Source organism: Luteimonas sp. 22616, from assembly GCF_052044325.1.
GTDB lineage: Bacteria > Pseudomonadota > Gammaproteobacteria > Xanthomonadales > Xanthomonadaceae > Luteimonas.
In genome coordinates, this window is the sequence record NZ_JBQEMW010000001.1 from 1,476,394 (window position 1) to 1,495,409 (window position 19,016).

The following is a 19,016-nucleotide window of genomic DNA, read 5'->3' on the forward strand; positions in this document are numbered from 1 at the left end:
ATCAACCTACTTTGAGGAACTTGCCGGGGGCATCGGGGTTGGGCACGAACCAGGCCGGGCGTCCCTCGGGATCGCGCCCGAGGCGCGCACCGGGCACCGCGGGGCGCGCCGGGTCCATCACCGTGTGCGCGGTGGCCGCACGGCGCGGCAGGAACTCGGACTCCTGCAGCTCGGTGATCGAATCCTTGAACGCCTGGATGATCTTCCTGAAGTCGGCCTCGCTGTGCGCGGTGGTCAGGAAGCACGGAAAGTTGTCGAGGATGTGCACGCCGCGGCTGCGCATCATCGCGAACAGCAGGTCCTGCAGCGGGTGGTCCTCGAGGAAGAAGGTCTTCCACACCGAGGCGAAGTGACGCACTTCGACCGACGCACCGACTTCGGCACAGAAGGCGTTGAGTTCGTCGGCCATCGCGGTGACGCGCGTGTTGAGGCGCTCCTGCATCTGCCCGCCCTGCGCCTTGACGTGTTCGAGCACCGCCTTGGCCGCGGCCAGCGCCAGCGGGTGGCGCACGAAGGTGCCGGCGAAATAGGTGACGCCCACGGTCGGCACCGAGTCGTCGCCGAACTGCCAGTGGCCGCCGTCGAGTGCGTCCATGTACTCGCGCTTGCCCGCGATCACGCCGATCGGATAGCCGCCGCCGACGACCTTGCCGTAGGTGCCGAGATCGGCCTGGATGCCGAACAGTCCCTGCGCACCCGCTGGGTGTGCGCGGAATCCGGTCACCACTTCGTCGAAGACCAGCAGCGCGCCGGCCTCGCGGGTGACCTCGCGCAGCTCTTTCAGGAATTCCACCGGGCGGAAATCCGGGCGCCGGCTCTGCACCGGTTCCACCAGCACCGCCGCAATCTCGTGCGCGCGCTCGCGGATGACCTGCATCGCTTCGGGCGTACCGTAGTCGAGCACCAGCACGTGCTCGGCGGTGTTGCGCAGGATGCCCGGCGCGGCCGGCACCGCGCGCAGCTTGCGGGTGCCGCGCACAATCATCTCGTCGACGATGCCGTGGTAGGCACCGGTGAACAGCACCACCGTCTCGCGCCCGGTCACCGTGCGCGCGATGCGCAGCGCACCAAGCACCGCCTCGGAGCCAGTGTTGCACAGCGCCGCGCGGTCGTGCCCGGTCACCTCGCACACCAGCCGCGTGACGTCGCCGGCCAGCGGGTGCTGCGGGCCGATCTCGTAGCCCAGGTCGAGCTGCCGGCGTATCGCGTCGACGACGAAATCCGGCTGCCAGCCGAACAGGCTCATGCCGAATCCGTTGAGCGCGTCGACGTACTCGTTGCCGTCCAGGTCCCACAGATGCGAGCCCTTGGAGCGCTCGACCACGATCTGGTAGGTCATTTCCTTGAGCATCGGCTTGAAGCCGTTGACCACGCGCGGGTCGGCCATGTGGGCGCGGTTGGCTTGGGTGTAGTCCTTCGACTTGCGGGTGCGCGCGACATAGCGCTCGATGAAGGCGTCGAGCTTGCGGCGCTGGTGCAGGCCGAGTTCGCCGGATGCGGACTTGTCGATCCGGGCGATGGCACCGAAAGCCTTCTTGACGTCGTAGGTGGTGTGGGCGATCGCGGCCTCTTCGTCGTCGACCGTCGTCGGGGCCGCACCGGCCACCGGTTGCACGACCGGCGTTGCGGCCGGCGGAGTGACCGGCACGGTTGCCGGTGCCGTCGCAGCGTGCGTGGCCATGACAGGCGTCGCGGCTGCGCCGGACAACAAGGCCAGCTGCTGCGACATCAACTGCATCTGCTGCTCGATGACGTGGCGCATGTAGTCGCCACCCGCCGCCGGCTGCGACGGCGATGCGGCCATCGCGAACGCCACGGCGGGTGCGGCAGGCACCGCGGGCGTGGCGACCGGTGCCGCCTGCGGGACGGGTGCAGCCTCCGGCGGAAGTTCCTCGTCCAGGCGTGCGGCAAGGCGGTCGAGCGACGAACACTCGCCCATCAGCTGGCGGAAGCTGACCTTGCTGCCCAGGCTCTTCTGCAGCTGCAGCGCGACCTGGGTGAGCATCAGGCTGTCGAGGCCGAGCTCGATGAAGTTGGTGCCGCTGTCGGCGTCGGCGAGGTCGAATCCCGCGACGTCCTCGAAGAGGTCCTTGAGCTGCGCGATCAGGCGTGGTTTGCGATCCATGGTGGCAACCGGTTGGGCTTGCATGTGGGGAACGGGGATATGGGGAGCGGGCTGCGCCTGGATTGCTTGCAGCTCGGTGAGTCCGGGAACGGCGGGCGCCGCGGCAGCGACCGGGTGGGAAGGCAGCGCATCGACCCAGTGGCGCTTGCGTTCGAACGGATAGGTCGGCAGCTGCACGCGGCGGCGGATGCTGCGCGTGTCGAAGATGGCCGGATCGATCGCGGCGCCGTGGCACCAGAGTTGGCCGGCAGCCAGCCGCAGCAGCGCGACCTCCCGGTCCGGAGCATCGGCCAGCGACGCGACCGCGCCCACCTGCTGCTTCTGCACCTGCGGGTGCTGGCGCGCGAGCGTGCACAGCGTGGTGCGCGGCCCGACCTCGAGCAGGACACGTGCGCCGCCGCCGTCGAGCAGGCGGCCCAGCGCGGGCGCGAAGCGCACCGGCTCGCGCAGGTGGCGCGCCCAGTAATCGGCGGACGTGGCGGCGTCGGTGTCGAGCCAGTCGCCGCTGACGGTGGAGATGATCGGCAGCGCGGGCGCGCGGCGTGGGGTCGCCTCGACCAGCGTGCGGAATGACGCGACCACCGGCTCCATCATTGCCGAGTGGAAGGCATGCGAGGTGCGCAGCGCGCGGCAGGCGATGCCGTCGCCTTCCAGCTGCGCCTGGAACGCCTCGATCGCGTCGAACGGCCCCGCCACCACGCAGCTGCCCGGGGCATTTTCCGCAGCCATCGACAGTGTGGCCGGCAAGCGCTGGTCGATGGCGTCGAAACCGGCGCGCACCGACAGCATCGCGCCGGCCGGCTGCGCCTGCATCAGTCGCCCGCGGTGCGCGACCAAGTGCATCGCATCGGGCAGCGTGAACACCCCGGCGAGGGCCGCGGCGGCGAACTCGCCGACACTGTGGCCGATCATCGCCGACGGCTGGATGCCGCGATGCATCCACAGCCGCGCCAGCGCGTACTCGATGGCGAACGTGGCCGGTTGCATCACCGCGGTGGGCAGCAGCGCCTGCGCGTCGTCGCCGAACATCAGGTCGCGCAGCGACACCGTTTCGAAGCCGGGCTCGCCGGTGAGAGCGTCCACGCACTCGTCGATCGCTTGCCGGAACACCGGCTCCGCGGCGTACAGCTCGCGGCCCATGCCCGCGTAGACCGCGCCCTGCCCCGGGAACAGGAACACCACGTCGCTGTCGCGCGCCGGCCGGCTGCGCGACGCCACCGATGCCAGTTCGTCGCCCCGCAGCTGCGTCGCCGCATCGGCGCCGTCATCCGCCACCAGTGCCAGCCGATGCGCGAAAGCCTTGCGGCCGACCGCCAGCGTCCACGCGACGTCGGCAAGGTTGCCGTCCGGCGTTTCCATCAGGTGGTCGCCAAGCCGCCTTGCGGCCTGCGCCAGCGCCGCAGGCGTGCGCGCCGACAACACCAGCAACTGCGGACCGTGCGCAGGCTCAGAATCGGCACGCGCCGGCGCCTGCTCCATCACCACGTGCGCATTGGTGCCGCCCACGCCGAACGAACTCACGCCCGCACGCCGCGGCGCATCGCCGTCCGGCCACGCAGTCATCGCGTCGTTGACCACGAACGGCGAGCCGGCGAAGTCGATCGCCGGGTTTGGTCCCGTAAAGTGCAGGCTTGCCGGGATGCAGCGCTGCTGCAGCGACAGCGCGGTCTTGATCACGCCGGTCGCGCCGGCCGCGATCACCAGGTGGCCGACGTTGCTCTTGGCCGAACCGATGCGGCAAAAGCCGGTGTCGTTGGTGTGGCGGCGGAACGCCTTCGACAGGCCTTCGATTTCGATCGGGTCGCCCAGCGGCGTGGCGGTGCCGTGCGCTTCCACATAACCGATGCTGCGCGCGTCCACGCCCGCGTCGTCCAGCGCCATCGCCACCAGCGCGGCCTGGCCCTGCGCGCTGGGCGCGGTGAAGCTGGCCTTGTCGGCGCCGTCGTTGTTGACCGCGCCGCCGCGGATCAGCGCGACCACTTCGTTGCCGTCGGCGATCGCATCGGACAGCCGCTTGAGCAGCACTACCGCCGCGCCGTCGCTGAACACCGTGCCCCTGGCGTCGGCGTCGAAGGTGCGCGTGTGCCCGTCCGGCGACAGCATCGCGCCTTCCTGATAGCGGTAGCCGCTGGCGGGTGGACAGGTGATCGATGCACCACCAGCCAGGGCCATGTCGCAGCGGCCGGCGCGCAGGCTGTCGACGGCCTGGCAGATCGCCACCAGCGAGGTCGAGCAGCCGGTGTGCACGCTGATCGCCGGACCGGTAAGGTTGAGCTTGTGCGCCACGCGGGTGGCGATGTAGTCCTTCTCGTTGCCGAGCATCACCTGGAACGCACCGACCTTGTCGACCAGATCCGGGTGCTGCATCACGTGGCGCTGGAAATAGGTGGCGTTGTACATGCCGGCGAAGATGCCGACCGGCCCGGCCGACTCGCCCGGTGCATGTCCGCCGCGCTCCATGCACTCCCAGCACAATTCGAGGAAGATGCGCTGCTGCGGATCCATCAACTCCGCTTCGCGCGGGCCGATGCCGAAGAACGCCGCATCGAACAATTCGACGTCGTCGACCACGCCGCGCGCCGGCACGTAGGCCGGATCCGCACGGTCCTCTGCACTGACGGCCGGGTCCAGCGTACTGGCGTCGAAATGGCGGATCGTGTCGCGCGCCTCGCACAGGTTCCGCCAGAACGCCTCGACATCGGCGGCGCCGGGGAAGCGGCCGGCCATCGCGACAATGGCGATCGGTTCGTCCGCGGCGCCGGTGCGGCGATCGACGGCACGACTGATGCGCGTGGCATCGATGGTGCGGCTGGCCTGTCCGCGCAGTTCGGCGGCAAGCAGCGCCGGCGTCGGGCGGCCGAAGATGATGGTCGTGGCGAACGCACCGTCGTGACCGGGCATGCGGCGGATGCGTTCGGCGAGCTTCACCGCCAGCAGCGAGCTGCCGCCGAGTTCGAAGAAGTTGTCGTGGCGGCCGGCGCGGTCGATGTCGAGCAGTTCGGCGAACGCCTGGCACAGCGCATGCTCGAGGGTGTCGGCGCCCGGTTCGAACGCCACTGCGAGTTCGGGCCTGCCGTGCCCGGGCGCCGGCAATGCACGGCGGTCGAGCTTGCCGTTGGCGGTGACAGGCATCGCCTCGAGCCGGACGTAGCGCGCTGGCACCATGAAGTCCGGCAGCGTCTTGGCCAGGAACGCGCGCAGCTGCGGCGCCGACGGCGCTTCGCCCTGCACCACGTAGTAGGCCACCAGCTGCTTGCCGCCGACGCTGTCGTCGCGCGCAATCACGGCACAGGATTTCACCCCCGCGTGCCCGGCCAGCGCCGCCTCGATCTCGCCCGGCTCGATGCGGAAGCCGCGGATCTTGACCTGGTGGTCGGCGCGGCCGACGAACTCGATGCTGCCATCGGGCAGATGGCGCACGCGGTCGCCGGTGCGGTACAGGCGCCCGCCGGGCTGCCCGAATGGGTCGGGCACGAAGCGTTCTGAGGTCAGGTCGGCGCGGCCCAGGTAGCCGCGTGCCACGCCTTCGCCACCGACATGCAGGTCGCCAACGACGCCCACCGGCACCGGTTCGCCGCGCGCGTTGAGGATGTAGACCTGCGTGTCGGCGATCGGCCGCCCGATCGGGATCGAGGCCGCGCCTTCCGGCACGCTTTCGATGCGATGGGTGCAGGTGAAGGTGGTGCATTCGGTCGGGCCGTAGCCGTTATGCAGCGCCGTGCCGGGCGCGGCCGCGCGCATGCGTCGCACATGCTCGACCGACAGCGCCTCGCCGCCGGTGAACAGTGCCTGCAGCCCGGACAGCTGGCGCGGATCCTCGTCGACCACCGCGTTGAACAGCGCCGCGGTCAGCCAGGCCGTGGTCACGCCGTGGCGGCGGATCGTCGCCTCCAGGCCAGCGCCGGTCGGCAGTTCCTCGTCATGCACCACCACGCAGCCGCCGTTGAGCAGCGGGCCCCACAGTTCCAGCGTCGAGGCGTCGAAGCCCAGCGGCGCGGCGTGCAGCATCCGGGTCTGCGGACCGAGATCGATGTAGTCGACGTCGCACACCAGGCGCAGGATCGAGCGGTGGCGGATCTCCACACCCTTCGGCGTGCCGGTCGAACCCGACGTGTACATGACGTAGGCCAGTGCGTCGCCGTCGATGCCTGCATCGGGATCGTTCGCGATATCGACGTCGGCCGCTTCGACAATTTCGTCAACGACGATGCGGCGCAAGGCGCGCCCGGGCAGCAGGTCGCGCTGTGCCGCATCAAGCAATGCCACCCGCACGCCGGCGTCGTCCAGGGTGAAGGCAAGTCGTTCCTGTGGCTGCGCGACGTCCAGCGGCAAGTAGGCGGCGCCCGCCTTCAGCACAGCCAGCACCGCGACCACGGCCTGCGCCGAACGCACCATGGCGACCGCCACCACGTCACCGGCCGCGACGCCTTCGGCGCGCAGGCGCGAGGCAAACACGGTGGCACGACGGTCGAGCTGCGCGTAAGTGAGCGTTTCCGCGGCGTCGATGACGGCCGGCGCACCGGGTGACTGGTCGCGGATCGCAGCGAAGCGGCCGTGCACGGTATCCCGAAGCGATCGCGGGCGTGCGGTGTCGTTCCATTCGCGCAGCTGGCGATCGCGTTGCTGCGGATCGAGGATGTCGATCGCGTCGGTGGAACCATCGCGGGCGGCGAGCAGTCCGGCGAGGGCGCGCAGGGCCGCGTCGGCCAACAGCGCAATCGCATCCGTTCCCAGGGGGGCGTGGAACCTGGCCACGAGCGACGGCGCGTCGCCCCGCGAGGACACCGACCACAACGAATGCGCGGTGTCATGCGCGGATTCGATCGGCGCATCGGCTTGCACGACGGCCCATGCGGCGGGCACGGGCGCCGCGACGGCTTCCAGCGCAGCGGCCTGCCGCAGCAGGCGCTCGACGTACACGGCGCAGGATTCCAGCGCGCCCTGGCGGATGCCATCGGCACCGATCATCGTGGTGGTCGCTGCGCTGGCGCCGGTCAGGCGCGACTCGACGATCGCCAGCGCCGCGCACAGCAGCGTGCCGGCGTCAGCGCCGGCGGACAGCGCCGCATGCCAGTCGCGCGCCAGCTGCGGCGGGAATGCGACATCGCAGGCGTCCCCGCCGCTGCGCCCGGCCACGGCCAGCGGCAGCACGTCCAGCAGGCCAATGCCATCCTGCGGGGTGGACGATGCCGGCACGTCCCGGCTCACCGGGCGGCCCTTGCACGGGTGTACGCCATCGCCATGGCCTGGCCCGCGTTCACGAGGCAACCACCTCGGCGAACGCCTGCGGCGCCGGGGCGCGCGACAGGAGCGCGGCGATGGCATGGGTCGCGGTGTCGAAAACCGAGGCCGGCGCGACCATCGGCGGGGTGATTTTCATCCTGCGCATCAGCGCGTGCGACTTGTGCAGCAGCGCATCGCGGCGCGTGGCGTCGGTGTAGTAGGTGAAGCTGGCGGTGACCGACGGTTCGCCGCCGTTCTCGACCATGTGCGGGCTGGTCGACGGCATGTAGGCGCCCTGCCCCGGTTCCAGGTCGAAGACCTGCGCCCGCTCGCGGAACTCCTCGCGCCAGCGCAGCAGGTAGCGCTCGTTGCTCAGGTGAAACAGGTCGCGCGAATGCTCGCTGGCGACCACGGTGTCGCGGTGGTCCCAGACGTAGATGCGCTTGGTGCCGTGGATCTGCAGGATGAAGTTGTGTTCCTTGTCGAAATGGAACGGCGTGACCGTGTTCGGCGAGGTGACGAAGATCCAGCCGCCGCGATGGCACATGCCGGGGTCGACGGCTTCCACCCGCGGGCGAACGCTTTCGAGCACTTCGCCGACCAGCCCGCGATAGGTCGGGTCGATCTGCACGTTGAGCAGCGAGGTCCACGCACTGGCATCGCGGATCGCGCGCAGGGTCTCGGCCGCGGACTTCGGGTTGGGGAACAGGTCGGGCGCGGAGTTGAAGGGCGTGCCGGGCTTGGCGCCGCTGGCATGGCTGCGGATGCTGCCCCGCGCCTCGAGGCGCTCGCCCAGCGCCAGCAGCGCGTCGGGCTGCAGCAGGGGGTGGTCCGACAGGTGATGCCGGACGGCCATGATGCGCCACGGATCAAAGGTCCCGGAGTCGAAATCGATCCACGGCCCAGCGCGGTACGCCGCTTCCGGCAACCGCATCAAATCCTCGCTGATGGCATTCATGAGATCCCCACACGCATGTTGCTTGCATGGGGAGAAACGGATGTGGGCCCCCAACGCGGCCACCGTCCGCGCCAACCGCGCATTTGCCGGCAGCGTGCCGGTACGATAGCCGCGCGGAGGGCTGATGAAGAACCCGGACTACAACCACCTCTACTTCGAGCTCGGCCTGAAGCCCGGCTGCAGCATCGACGAGCTGCGGCATGCGTATCGTCGCCACGTGGCCGGCCTGCATCCCGACCGGGGCGACCCTGGTCGGCGACGCGACGATGGCGCGTTGCCACTGTCCGACCTCAACGCCTTATACGGCGAAGCGATCAGGTTCCAGCAGCGCTATGGCAGATTGCCGGGTGCTCCGCAGCCGATCCACGCCCGCGCATCGACGTCCGCGCCAGCGTCGGCCGACGTGGGCGCAGGCCCAGGCAACACGTCGAGCAACCCGGGGCCGCGTTTGTGGCTGGCCTTGCTGCTGGTCGCAGCAGTGGTCGCGGGACTGGTGCTCGGCTCTCCGGAGACGGCTGCACCGACCGCGCATGGAAGTGCCGATGCAGCGCCGGAGGCACGGGTTTCGCCTCCGAAGCCATCGCCAACGCGGCTGGAGCTCGGCATGGATATCGCCACCGTTCTCGCCATCCAGGGCGAACCGGTCGGGAAAAGCGATGTCGAATGGAGCTATGGCCCATCCTGGCTGCGATTCGAGAAGGGCAAGCTGGTGGACTGGTACAGCTCGCAGCTCTATCCGCTGCGCACCGGCAGCACCAAACCCCCGGCCGAAGCAGCGACGGAATCGGCTCCCTAGCGCGCGCCGCGCCGGAACATCACCACTTCCACCGTCTGCAGCAGGATCATCAGGTCCAGCAGCAGGCCGTGGTTCTTGACGTAGAACAGGTCGAACTTCAGCTTTTCCTCGGCATCCTGCACTGAGGCGCCGTACGGGTAGCGCAACTGCGCCCAGCCCGTCAGGCCCGGCTTCACCGAGTGCCGCACGCTGTAGTAGCGGATCTCGCGATTGAGCTGGTCGACGAACTGCGGCCGCTCGGGCCGCGGGCCGACGAAGCTCATTTCGCCACGCAGCACGTTGAACAGCTGCGGCAGTTCGTCCAGCCGCGTCTTGCGGATGAAAGCGCCGACGCGGGTCACGCGGTCGTCGTTGGTAGCCGCCCAGCGCGCCACGCCGTCGCCCTCGGCGTCGGTGCGCATGCTGCGGAACTTGACCAGGCTGAAGCCCTGCCCGCTCTCGCCGACGCGCACCTGCCGGTACAGCACCGGCCCCTTCGATTCGAGCCGGATGCACAGCGCCACCACCAGCATCGCCGGCCAGCTCACCAGCAGCAGCAGGCTGGCGGCAACCACGTCGAAGAACCGCTTGCTGAGCATCCGCGGCAACGAGTGGTCGAAGCCTCCCGAGAACACCAGCGCCGACGGCTCGACCACGTTGAGCTTGAGCATCCCGGCCTCGCGCTCGAAGAAGCCCGCCAGGTCGATGACGTTGACCCCCTTCTGAGCGCACGCCAGCATTTCCTCCATCGGTAGGCCGCCGCGGCGTTCGTCGGGCGCGACCACGATTTCGTGGATGCCCAGGATCTCGGTCAGCTCGGGCAGCCCGCAGTCGGAACGCACGAGCAGCTTGTCTTCGACCTCCACGGCCTGTCCCGGGACGGGCAGGAAGCCCACGATGTTGAACGACTGGCGGTCGCTGCTGCGGCGCAGGCGGCGGTTGATCAGGTCGGCATTCGCGCCGGCTCCGTACACCAGCACGCGGCGCTTGAACACTTCGGTGCCGAACAGGTGGTGCGAGCCCATGCGCAGCAGGTAGATGCCGAGGAAGCCGAGCATCAGCGACAGCGCCAGCACGCTCCGGCCGATGTAGGTCTGCGGCACCACGTAGTACAGCACCAGCAGCGCCACTCCGCCGAAGCCGAAGGACAGCAGCAGGCGCAGGAGGAAATCGACACGGTTCTGGCGTACGTGCGCCTGGTACAGGCCGAACGCCGCCATCGCCATGGTCATGACCAACGCGACCACGAGGCTGCGCAGCGGCGCGGTCTGGATGTAGGCGTCGCGCCCGACGTTGTCGCCAATGAAGCGCAGCCAGACGCCGCCGGTCACGGCCAGCATCAGCAGCACCATCTCCAGCACCCAGAGCATGCGCATCGCGCGCACCGAACGGCTCGATCGCGCGGCTTTCATGCGTTTGCCTCCCCTCGCCATGCGACGGCCGGATGGCGCGAATCAATCGCCTGCGATGGGACGGCCTCGAGCCGCCTGACCCTGCGACTGCCTGCTTCCCGAATGTCCATGCATCCCCCTGCTACCCATCGTCCGCTGTCGCGGAACGGCCATCGGCATTTGCCTGGTGTCAGGTCGAACGCATCCGCGTGCCACGAGAGGCCACCGGGTGATGCGTGCGCGCAGGGCTGCGGTCAGCCGGCGGGCGCAAGCCACGTGCTGGCGATGGCTCCCGGCGCCGCGGCAACTGCCGCCAGGAACCGTTCCCCGCCATCGAACAGCCGGATCGTGGCGGTGCCGTTCCGGGCGTTCCCGGGCAGCGCGAGCACGCGATCCGTGGGCGCCTCGAACCGGTCCATCTCGACCGCCATGCCGATCCCGGCCGCTTTCAGCAGCGCCTCCTTGCATACCCAGAGCGACAGGAGCGCCCGCTCGCGCTCGCTGTCGGGCAAGGCCGCCAGCGCGGCCAGTTCACGCGGGTGGCAGACGCGGCCGGCGATCTCGACCATGTCGCCGGCGCGGGTCGCGGGTTCGATGTCGATACCGACCGGCCCCGCGGACGACACCGCAATCGCCACCAGCCCGTCGGCGTGGCTGAGGCTGGTCAGGAGCCGGTCGCCGGCGACGACCGGGCAACCGCGCGCGTCGCGCCCCAGTGGCACCTCGCCGGGTGCGCACTCCAGCACCGTGGACAGCAACAGCCGATGGCAGGCATAGGCCAGCGTTGTCAACGCGCGATCGTCCGGACGTCGCTTGCGCAGCACGCGCTCGCGCTCGTCGATGTCCAGCAGGGCGAAAGCTTCGGCATTCCAGCGTGACCACGCATCGGCCGCGATGAAGACCGCCAGCGTTCCCTGACCGCCCGCGAACGGCCAGCCGGCGGATGGGAGCGCATGTTCGAACGCGGTGGGCAGGTCCATCGGTGGATCATCGCGGCGATCGGTGCTCCGCACCATAGCCCGGCGGCGGCGGCGAGCGTGGCCCGGCGCGGGACGGGACGGGACGCAGGCGCCGGCTGTCCCCATGCAACCGCGCACGCCGTTGTCTCCAACGAACCATAGACAGGAGCGGGATCCGCGAAACCATGCAATCCGAGCCGAACACGATCCGCTCCCTCCTGGGCCGCAGCGGCCTGTATGCACTGGAACTGCCCGCGCTGCGGCCGCTATCGGAACCGCTGCGCCGCCGTCTGTTCCGGCGCCCCTACAGCACGGAGAACGATTACTTCGGCGTCTATCCGACATTCGCCGCAGCACAGGCGGCCGCCAATGGCCTGTCTTCCCGTGAACTGCCGGCCAGCTACGACATCGACGCCGCCGGGCGCCTGTACCGGGACCACATGCAGCGCATCCGCGTCAGCGACTACCCGCTGGTGTTCTGGCTCGGACGTCTGATTGCGAACGGACAACGCCGCATCTTCGACCTGGGCGGGCACATCGGCGTGAGCTACTACGGGTTCCGCGAGTACCTGGACTACCCTCCGGACCTGACCTGGACGATCCACGATCTGCCCTCGGTGATGGCCGCGGGCAAGCGCTGGGCGGAAGGGCACGACGCCAGTGGCCAGCTGTCCTTCACCGACTTCCCGGAGCACGCCGACGGCAAGGACATCCTGCTGAGCACGGGGGCACTGCAGTACCTCGACTACACGCTGCCGGAACTGCTGCAGCGACTGCAGCGCAAGCCACCGCACGTACTCGTCAACCTGACCCCGATGCATCCGGAACGCAGCTTCTTCACCCTGCAGAACCTGGGCATTGCGATCTGCCCGTACCGGGTGTCGTCGGTGGTGGAGTTCACCGAAGGCATGCAGGCGCAGGGCTACCGGCTCGTCGACCACTGGAAATCGCTGGAGCGCCACCTGCGCGTGCCCTACGAGCCCGGCTGCACCGTCGACAGCTATCACGGCTTCCATTTCGAACTCGCCAGCTGACGGCAGGACACAAAAAAGCCGGCGAAGCGATTCGCCGGCTTTCGTGTTGTCGCTGGTGCGCCCGGAGAGATTCGAACTCCCGACCCCCAAGTTCGTAGCCTGGTGCTCTATCCAGCTGAGCTACGGGCGCACATGAAACAGAAGCGGAATTCTGCCGGAATACCGGCTGCTTCGTCAATCGACAACATCCGTCGACCGATTTTCCCGTCGCGACCCGAACGGGCGTCGGCGGATTCCCGCGAACGCATTCGCGGGAGGCATTCTGGAACTGGCGGAGACTGAGGGATTCGAACCCTCGATGGAGCTTTTGACCCCATACTCCCTTAGCAGGGGAGCCCCTTCGGCCACTCGGGCAAGTCTCCGGACCTGTCGGCCGGCAATTGCCGGACCGGAACAGGACGCGAAGAATACCGGGTCATTCCTGCTCCGGCAAATCTCCCTTCGAAGCAGCGGCCTTCGCGCCCGAATCAGCGTCATCGCCGCGCTGGATGCGCTCGTAGATCTCTTCGCGATGAACGGCCACGTCCTTGGGCGCCGTGATACCGATACGCACCTGATTGCCCTTGACGCCGAGCACGGTCACCGTGACCGAGTCGCCAATCATCAAGGTCTCGCCGACGCGGCGGGTGAGGATCAACATTTGTCTATCTCCATGGGCCGACCCGGCAAGCCGGGCCGAACGTTTCCGGCCTGATTGCCGAAAAAACGTTTACAAGTCGGAAAAGCGAACGATGTTAAGGGCTGCGGCCGGCCATGGGCAAGCGTCTGGTGCCATGGCTTTCGGCGTTATTCATCCAGTCGCGCAGCGACCCAGGTGGCGACCCCCTCAAGCGCCGCAGCGAGCGCCGGCCCGTCTTCACCGCCGCCCTGTGCAAGGTCCGGACGACCGCCGCCCTTGCCCCCGATCTGACCGGCGATGTGCGACAACAGTTCCCCCGCCTTGATCCGCTTCAGCGCCTCGCCGCCGACACCGGCGACCAGCGCGGCTTTTCCGTCATTGGCCCCCGCCAGCACCACGACGGCAGGCCCGAGCTGCTGCTTGAGACGATCGACCGCGTCGCGCAGCGCCTTGGCATCGAAACCCTCCAGCCGCGCCGCAAGCACCTTGATCCCGCCGACGTCGACGGCCTCGCCCGCGAGGTCCGCAGTCGCGCCGCTGGCGGCCTTGGCCTTCAGGGTGTCCAGTTCGCGCTCGAGCTTCTTCTGCTTGTCCAGCAGGCCACGTAGCTTGTCGGCGACCTCGGCGGACGTGCCGCCCAGCAGGTGGGCGGCTTCGCCCAGGCGTTGCTCTTCCGCCGCAACGTGGTCGAGCGCGCCCTGCCCGGTCACCGCCTCGATCCGGCGCACGCCGGCCGAAACGCCGCCTTCGGACACGATCTTGAACAGGCCGATGTCACCGGTGCGCGAGACGTGGGTGCCGCCGCACAGTTCTGTGGACGCCTCGCCCATACGCAGCACGCGCACGCGCTCGCCGTATTTCTCGCCGAACAGCGCCATGGCGCCGAAGTCGAGCGCTTCCTGCATGTCCATGTGCCGCACTTCGGCGGCGTGGTTGGCGCGGATCTCGGCGTTGACCCGACGTTCCACCTCGGCCAGCTCGGCCGCGGTCATCGGCTGGAAGTGGGAGAAGTCGAAACGCAGGCGGTCGGGTGCCACCAGCGAACCCTTCTGGGTGACGTGCGTGCCGAGCACCTGGCGCAGCGCGGCGTGCAACAGGTGCGTGGCGCTGTGGTTGAGGATGGTGGCACCGCGCCGTGCGCCGTCGACGGCGGCAACGAGGTGGTCGCCGACCTTCAGCGTACCGGCGGCGAGCCTGCCGACATGGCCGTGGAACTGGCCCGCGTACTTCTGCGTATCGGACACAGTGAAGCGCACGCCCTGCTCGTCCAGCTCGCCGGTGTCGCCGACCTGGCCGCCGGACTCGGCATAGAACGGGGTGCGGTCGAGGAACACCACGGCCTCCTCGCCGGCAGTGAGCGATTCGACCGGGCGGCCATCGCGCAGCAGCGCGACCACCTGCAGGCCGCCGGCGGTGAGCGCGTCGTAGCCGAGGAATCCGGTGGGCTGCAGCTTCGCGACGAGATCGGCCGGCAGGCCGGTGTTCGAGGAAAACTTGCCAGCGGCGCGTGCGGTTTCGCGCTGGTGTTCCATCGCGGCGTCGAAGCCGGCCATGTCGACCGACAGGCCGCGCTCGCGCGCGATGTCGGCGGTGAGATCGACGGGAAACCCGTAGGTGTCGTAGAGCCGGAACGCGTCCGCGCCCGGGATCGTCCCCGTGCTGCGCGCGGCGAGTTCGTCGAAGATGCGCATGCCCGAATCCAGGGTCTCGGCGAATCGCTCTTCCTCGGCCTTGAGCGCGCGCTCGACCAGCTCGCGGCTGCGGGTGAGTTCCGGGTACGCATCGCCCATCAGTGCGTCCAGCGTGGCGACGAGCTTGTGGAAGAACGGCTCGCGCACGCCCAGCATCCAGCCATGGCGCAGTGCGCGGCGGATGATCCGGCGCAGCACGTAGCCGCGGCCTTCGTTGGACGGCAGCACGCCGTCGACGATCAGGAAGCTGCAAGCACGGATATGGTCGGCAATCACGCGCAGCGACTTGTTCTCCAGGTCGCTCGTACTCGTGAGCTCCGCAGCCTTGCGGATCAACGCCTGGAACAGGTCGATCTCGTAGTTGCCGTGCACGTGCTGCAGCACTGCCGCAAGGCGCTCCAGGCCCATGCCCGTGTCCACGCACGGTGCCGGCAGCGGCAGCAGCGTGCCATCGGGCTGGCGATCGAACTGCATGAACACCAGGTTCCATATCTCGATGAAGCGGTCGCCGTCTTCGTCGGGTGAGCCGGGCGGGCCACCGGCGATGTGCGCGCCGTGGTCGTAGAAGATCTCGGTGCACGGGCCGCAGGGGCCGGTGTCCGCCATCTGCCAGAAATTGTCGGAGGCGTACAGCGCGCCCTTGTTGTCGCCGATGCGGATGATGCGTTCGGGTGGCAGCCCAACATCATCGCGCCAGAAGCCGAAGGCTTCGTCGTCGTCGTGGTAGACGGTGACCAGCAGGCGTTCGGCCGGGATCTTCCACACGCCGGTCAGCAGCTCCCACGCCCAGGCGATCGCGTCCTTCTTGAAGTAGTCGCCGAACGACCAGTTGCCGAGCATCTCGAAGAAGGTGTGGTGGCGCGCGGTGTAGCCCACCTGGTCAAGATCGTTGTGCTTGCCGCCGGCGCGCAGGCAACGCTGCACGTCGGCCGCGCGCACGTAGCTGCGCTTCTCGGCGCCGAGGAATACATCCTTGAACTGCACCATGCCCGAGTTGGTGAACAGCAAGGTCGGATCGTTGCCGGGCACCAGCGACGCCGACGGCACGATGGTGTGGCCGCGGGCGGCGAAGAAATCGAGGAAATCGCGACGGATATCTGCGGTGGTCGGGGTCTTTGGTGTGGGCATGCTGGCGTCTGTGGGCTGGCGGGTGCAGCCGGATACCGCGGTGTCCACAAAACGTGCGGACGCGGGACCGGGCGAACAACCCAATACGCCTAGATTAACAGGCCGCCAGCCAGCGCCGGCCTTGTGCCGATGGCCGGGATACCGCGCTTAATCGATATCGGGGACGCCCCGGGTGGCACTGCGGATGGTGTCGCCGTCGAAGCCGCGGCGCAGGAGGAAATCCGCGGCTTTCCGCCGGCGTGCCAGGTCGCCGAAAAAGTCGTCGCCGAAGCGGCAGCAGGCGAGTTCGTACGCGCGCCGGGGCCAATCATCCTCGCCCGCCTCGGCCAACGCGGCGAAGGCCCCGGCGACCATGGCCTCGTCGAGGCCATGGGTCCCCAGTTCGGCGCGGATCCGGAGCGGGCCATAGCCCGCCCCCGCCCGCCAGCGCGCGACGCTCGCGGCGAAGCGAGCATCGTCCTGCCAGCCCTCGGCCGCCATGCGTTCGACGGCCGCCTCCGCCTCGTCCCTGGCGACGCCACGCGCCGCCAGCTTGTTTGCCAGTTCCTTGCGCGAATGCTCGCGCCGCACCAGGAGCCCCAGCGCGCGCTGCGCCGGGGTGGGTTCGGGCCGGCGCCGCTTGCGCCGACCTTCATCGGCCGGCGCGCCGGGTTCCGATGTGTCCTGGGACCGCACGGAAGACACGGCTCGATCAGGCTTCCGCGTCTTCTTCCGCGGCCTTCTCCACCACCGCGGGCACGAGGTCGGCTCGCAGCGCCGCTTCGATCTTGGCGGCCACCGCCGGGTTGTCCTTCAGGTACTGGCGCGCGTTCTCCTTGCCCTGGCCGATGCGTTCGCCGTCGCAGCTGTACCAGGCGCCGGACTTCTCCACCAGCTTGGCGTCCACGCCCATGTCGATCAGTTCGCCTTCGCGGCTGATGCCCTCGCCGTAGAGGATCTCGGTGACGACCTGCTTGAACGGCGGCGCCATCTTGTTCTTGACCACCTTGATCCTGGTCTGGTTGCCGATGATCTCGTCGCCCTTCTTGATCGAACCGATGCGGCGGATGTCCAGGCGCACCGAGGCATAGAACTTCAGCGCGTTGCCGCCGGTGGTGGTTTCCGGGCTCTGGCCGGGCATCATGATGCCGATCTTGTGGCGCAGCTGGTTGATGAAGAACACCATGCAGTTGCTGCGCTTGATGTTGCCGGTCAGCTTGCGCAGGGCCTGGCTCATCAATCGTGCCTGCAGGCCGGGCAGTTGGTCGCCCATTTCGCCCTCGATCTCGGCACGCGGGGTGAGCGCCGCGACCGAGTCGATGACCACCATGTCCACGGCGTTGGAGCGCACCAGCATGTCGGCGATCTCCAGCGCCTGCTCGCCGGTGTCGGGCTGCGAGACCAGCAGGTCCTCGACGTTGACGCCGAGCTTCTGCGCGTAGGTGGGATCAAGCGCGTGCTCGGCGTCGATGAAGGCGCACACGCCGCCCAGCTTCTGGCATTCCGCGATGGTCTGCAGGGTCAGCGTGGTCTTGCCCGAGGATTCAGGGCCGTAGATCTCGACCACGCGGCCACGCGGCAGGCCGCCGATGCCCAGCGCGATATCGAGCAGCAGCGAACCGGTCGGGATCACCGGCACCACTTCGGCGACGCGGTCGCCCATGCGCATGACCGAGCCCTTGCCGTACTGCTTCTCGATCTGGGTCAGGGCGGCGGACAGCGCGCGCTTCTTGTTCTCGTCCATCGTGGTGGTCCTCGTCATTGTGGGTATGGGGCGTTGGGGGCAGTCTGGCCGGCCCGGGTCGCAAGGGCTGCGACCTTGGCGGCGGGAAACAGGATGGCTTCGGCCCGCAGGCCGATGGAATCGGCGCACGCCCCGCATGCGCGTCGGGAAACACCGCGGAATACGGGCGGGAATCCCCGATTCACCGGTTGGGCCTCACCAGGCCGCAATACAGGCCTTCGATGGCGAACTCCTGGTCCGGCATCACGTCGATCGGCGAGTAGTCGGGATTGCGCGGCAGCAGCCGGATGCGGTCCTTGCCGATCTTCAGCAGCTTGACCGTGATCTCGTCGCCGACCCGGGCGATGACGATCTGCCCGGAGCGCGCGTCCGCGGTGCGGTGCACGCCGATCAGGTCGCCGTCGAAGATGCCCTCGTCGCGCATCGAATCGCCCTTGACCTTGAGCAGGTAGTCCGGCGCCGGCGAGAAGAACGCGCGATCCATCAGCACCATCTGCTCGGCGGCCCCGAATTCGTCGGCGCCCGCGCCGATCGGGAGGCCGGCCGCAACCTGCCCGAGCACGGGCAGTTGCAGCACATCGCCATTGGCCGCGGGCAGTGCCAGCTCCTGCTGCGCGGCCTCGGGCACGCGCAAGAGGCGGATGCCCCGCGCGCGCCCGGGCACGCGCTCGATGGCACCCGCGGCTTCGAGCGCGTCGAGGTGGTACTGCGCCGCGCGCACCCCGCTGAAACCGAAGGCGCGGGCGATTTCCGCCTGCGACGGCGGCATGCCTTCCGCCTCGAGGCGCTCGGCGATCAGGTTGAGGATGGCTTGCTGGGTGTCTGACAGATTCATGGTTAGTAGTAATACTACTAATAGATCAGACCCGCAAGTCCTCCAATCCCTGCAACGCCGCGGCCACCGTCTGCCGGCGCACGCGGTCGCGGTTGCCTTCGAAATGGAAGGCTTCGGCGCGGGCGTAGCCGCCGCGACGCTTCCAGCCGATCCAGACGGTGCCGACCGGCTTGTCGTCGCTGCCGCCTCCGGGGCCGGCGATGCCGGTGACCGCGACCGCGATGCTGGCGCCGGAATTGACCAGCGCGCCGGACACCATTTCCACCACCGTCTCGCGGCTGACCGCGCCGTGGAGTTCCAGGGTTTCGGCGCGGACGCCGAGCAGCGCCTGCTTGGCTTCGTAGCTGTAGGCCACCATGCCGCAATCGAACCAGTCCGACGACCCGGCGATATCGGTCACGGTCTTGGCGATCCAGCCACCGGTGCAGCTCTCGGCAGTGACCAGGTGGTCGCGCGACTCGCGCAATTGCGTGCCGAGCGATTCGGCAAGCACCTGGAGCTCGGCGTCGGTAGGAGTCGGCATCGATGGCACGTCGGGGGACGAAGGGGCTTCCT

Annotated in this window: 12 protein-coding genes and 2 tRNA genes; 2 read left to right on the forward strand and 12 right to left on the reverse strand. The window is 68.8% G+C overall.

The window, feature by feature from the left end; all coding sequences use genetic code 11:
• Nucleotide 1: 1 nt before the first annotated feature.
• Together ACTJIL_RS06795 and ACTJIL_RS06800 are read right to left on the reverse strand one after the other, a co-directional pair.
• Nucleotides 2-7,321 carry a hybrid non-ribosomal peptide synthetase/type I polyketide synthase gene (locus tag ACTJIL_RS06795; RefSeq protein WP_440754786.1) on the reverse strand — a complete coding sequence of 2,440 codons (7,320 nt, stop codon included), beginning with the start codon at nt 7,319-7,321 and terminating at the stop codon, nt 2-4.
• A 61-nt stretch (nt 7,322-7,382) separates the two neighbouring features.
• The gene (locus ACTJIL_RS06800) at nt 7,383-8,306 is read right to left on the reverse strand and encodes a cupin-like domain-containing protein (RefSeq protein ID WP_440754787.1); all 924 of its coding nucleotides are present in this window, start codon (nt 8,304-8,306) and stop codon (nt 7,383-7,385) included.
• Between the two features lie 124 nt (nt 8,307-8,430).
• On the opposite strand from ACTJIL_RS06800, the gene ACTJIL_RS06805 reads away from it, so the two are divergent.
• On the forward strand, nt 8,431-9,102 hold the full coding sequence (locus ACTJIL_RS06805) for a hypothetical protein (RefSeq protein ID WP_440754788.1): 672 nt from the start codon (nt 8,431-8,433) through the stop codon (nt 9,100-9,102).
• On the opposite strand, the gene ACTJIL_RS06810 is transcribed toward ACTJIL_RS06805, so the two are convergent.
• Both ACTJIL_RS06810 and ACTJIL_RS06815 read right to left on the reverse strand, forming a co-directional pair.
• On the reverse strand, nt 9,099-10,493 hold the full coding sequence (locus ACTJIL_RS06810) for a TIGR03013 family XrtA/PEP-CTERM system glycosyltransferase (protein WP_440754789.1): 1,395 nt from the start codon (nt 10,491-10,493) through the stop codon (nt 9,099-9,101). The two genes, ACTJIL_RS06805 and ACTJIL_RS06810, sit on opposite strands and share 4 nt — an antisense overlap.
• A 233-nt stretch (nt 10,494-10,726) precedes the next feature.
• Nucleotides 10,727-11,452 (reverse strand): 4'-phosphopantetheinyl transferase family protein, encoded by a 726-nt coding sequence (locus tag ACTJIL_RS06815; protein WP_440754790.1) that lies wholly within the window; start codon nt 11,450-11,452, stop codon nt 10,727-10,729.
• Between the two features lie 164 nt (nt 11,453-11,616).
• Between ACTJIL_RS06815 and ACTJIL_RS06820 the strand changes: the two genes are divergently transcribed.
• On the forward strand, nt 11,617-12,465 hold the full coding sequence (locus tag ACTJIL_RS06820; protein ID WP_440754791.1) for a TIGR04325 family methyltransferase: 849 nt from the start codon (nt 11,617-11,619) through the stop codon (nt 12,463-12,465).
• A gap of 53 nt (nt 12,466-12,518) precedes the next feature.
• On the opposite strand, the gene ACTJIL_RS06825 is transcribed toward ACTJIL_RS06820, so the two are convergent.
• The 8 genes from ACTJIL_RS06825 to ACTJIL_RS06860 all read right to left on the reverse strand — a co-directional run bounded on the left by ACTJIL_RS06825 (nt 12,519) and on the right by ACTJIL_RS06860 (nt 18,984).
• Nucleotides 12,519-12,595, reverse strand: a tRNA-Arg gene (locus ACTJIL_RS06825).
• Nucleotides 12,596-12,734: 139 nt separating this feature from the next.
• Nucleotides 12,735-12,827: transfer RNA gene (locus ACTJIL_RS06830), tRNA-Ser, on the reverse strand.
• A 53-nt stretch (nt 12,828-12,880) separates the two neighbouring features.
• The gene (gene csrA / locus ACTJIL_RS06835; protein ID WP_440754792.1) at nt 12,881-13,105 is read right to left on the reverse strand and encodes a carbon storage regulator CsrA; all 225 of its coding nucleotides are present in this window, start codon (nt 13,103-13,105) and stop codon (nt 12,881-12,883) included.
• A gap of 146 nt (nt 13,106-13,251) precedes the next feature.
• Nucleotides 13,252-15,903: an alanine--tRNA ligase gene (alaS, locus tag ACTJIL_RS06840; protein ID WP_440754793.1), complete on the reverse strand. Its 2,652-nt coding sequence runs from the start codon at nt 15,901-15,903 to the stop codon at nt 13,252-13,254.
• A gap of 147 nt (nt 15,904-16,050) precedes the next feature.
• Nucleotides 16,051-16,587 carry a regulatory protein RecX gene (locus ACTJIL_RS06845; protein ID WP_440754794.1) on the reverse strand — a complete coding sequence of 179 codons (537 nt, stop codon included), beginning with the start codon at nt 16,585-16,587 and terminating at the stop codon, nt 16,051-16,053.
• 7 nt (nt 16,588-16,594) lie between these two features.
• Nucleotides 16,595-17,626, reverse strand: coding sequence for a recombinase RecA (recA, locus tag ACTJIL_RS06850; RefSeq protein WP_440755867.1), 1,032 nt, complete (start codon nt 17,624-17,626; stop codon nt 16,595-16,597).
• Nucleotides 17,627-17,807: 181 nt separating this feature from the next.
• Complete coding sequence (gene lexA, locus ACTJIL_RS06855) at nt 17,808-18,461, reverse strand: transcriptional repressor LexA (RefSeq protein ID WP_440754795.1); 654 nt, start codon at nt 18,459-18,461, stop codon at nt 17,808-17,810.
• Nucleotides 18,462-18,486: 25 nt separating this feature from the next.
• A complete protein-coding gene (locus tag ACTJIL_RS06860) occupies nt 18,487-18,984 on the reverse strand; it encodes a CinA family protein (protein ID WP_440754796.1) in 498 nt (165 codons plus the stop codon).
• Between the last annotated feature and the right edge of the window lie 32 nt (nt 18,985-19,016).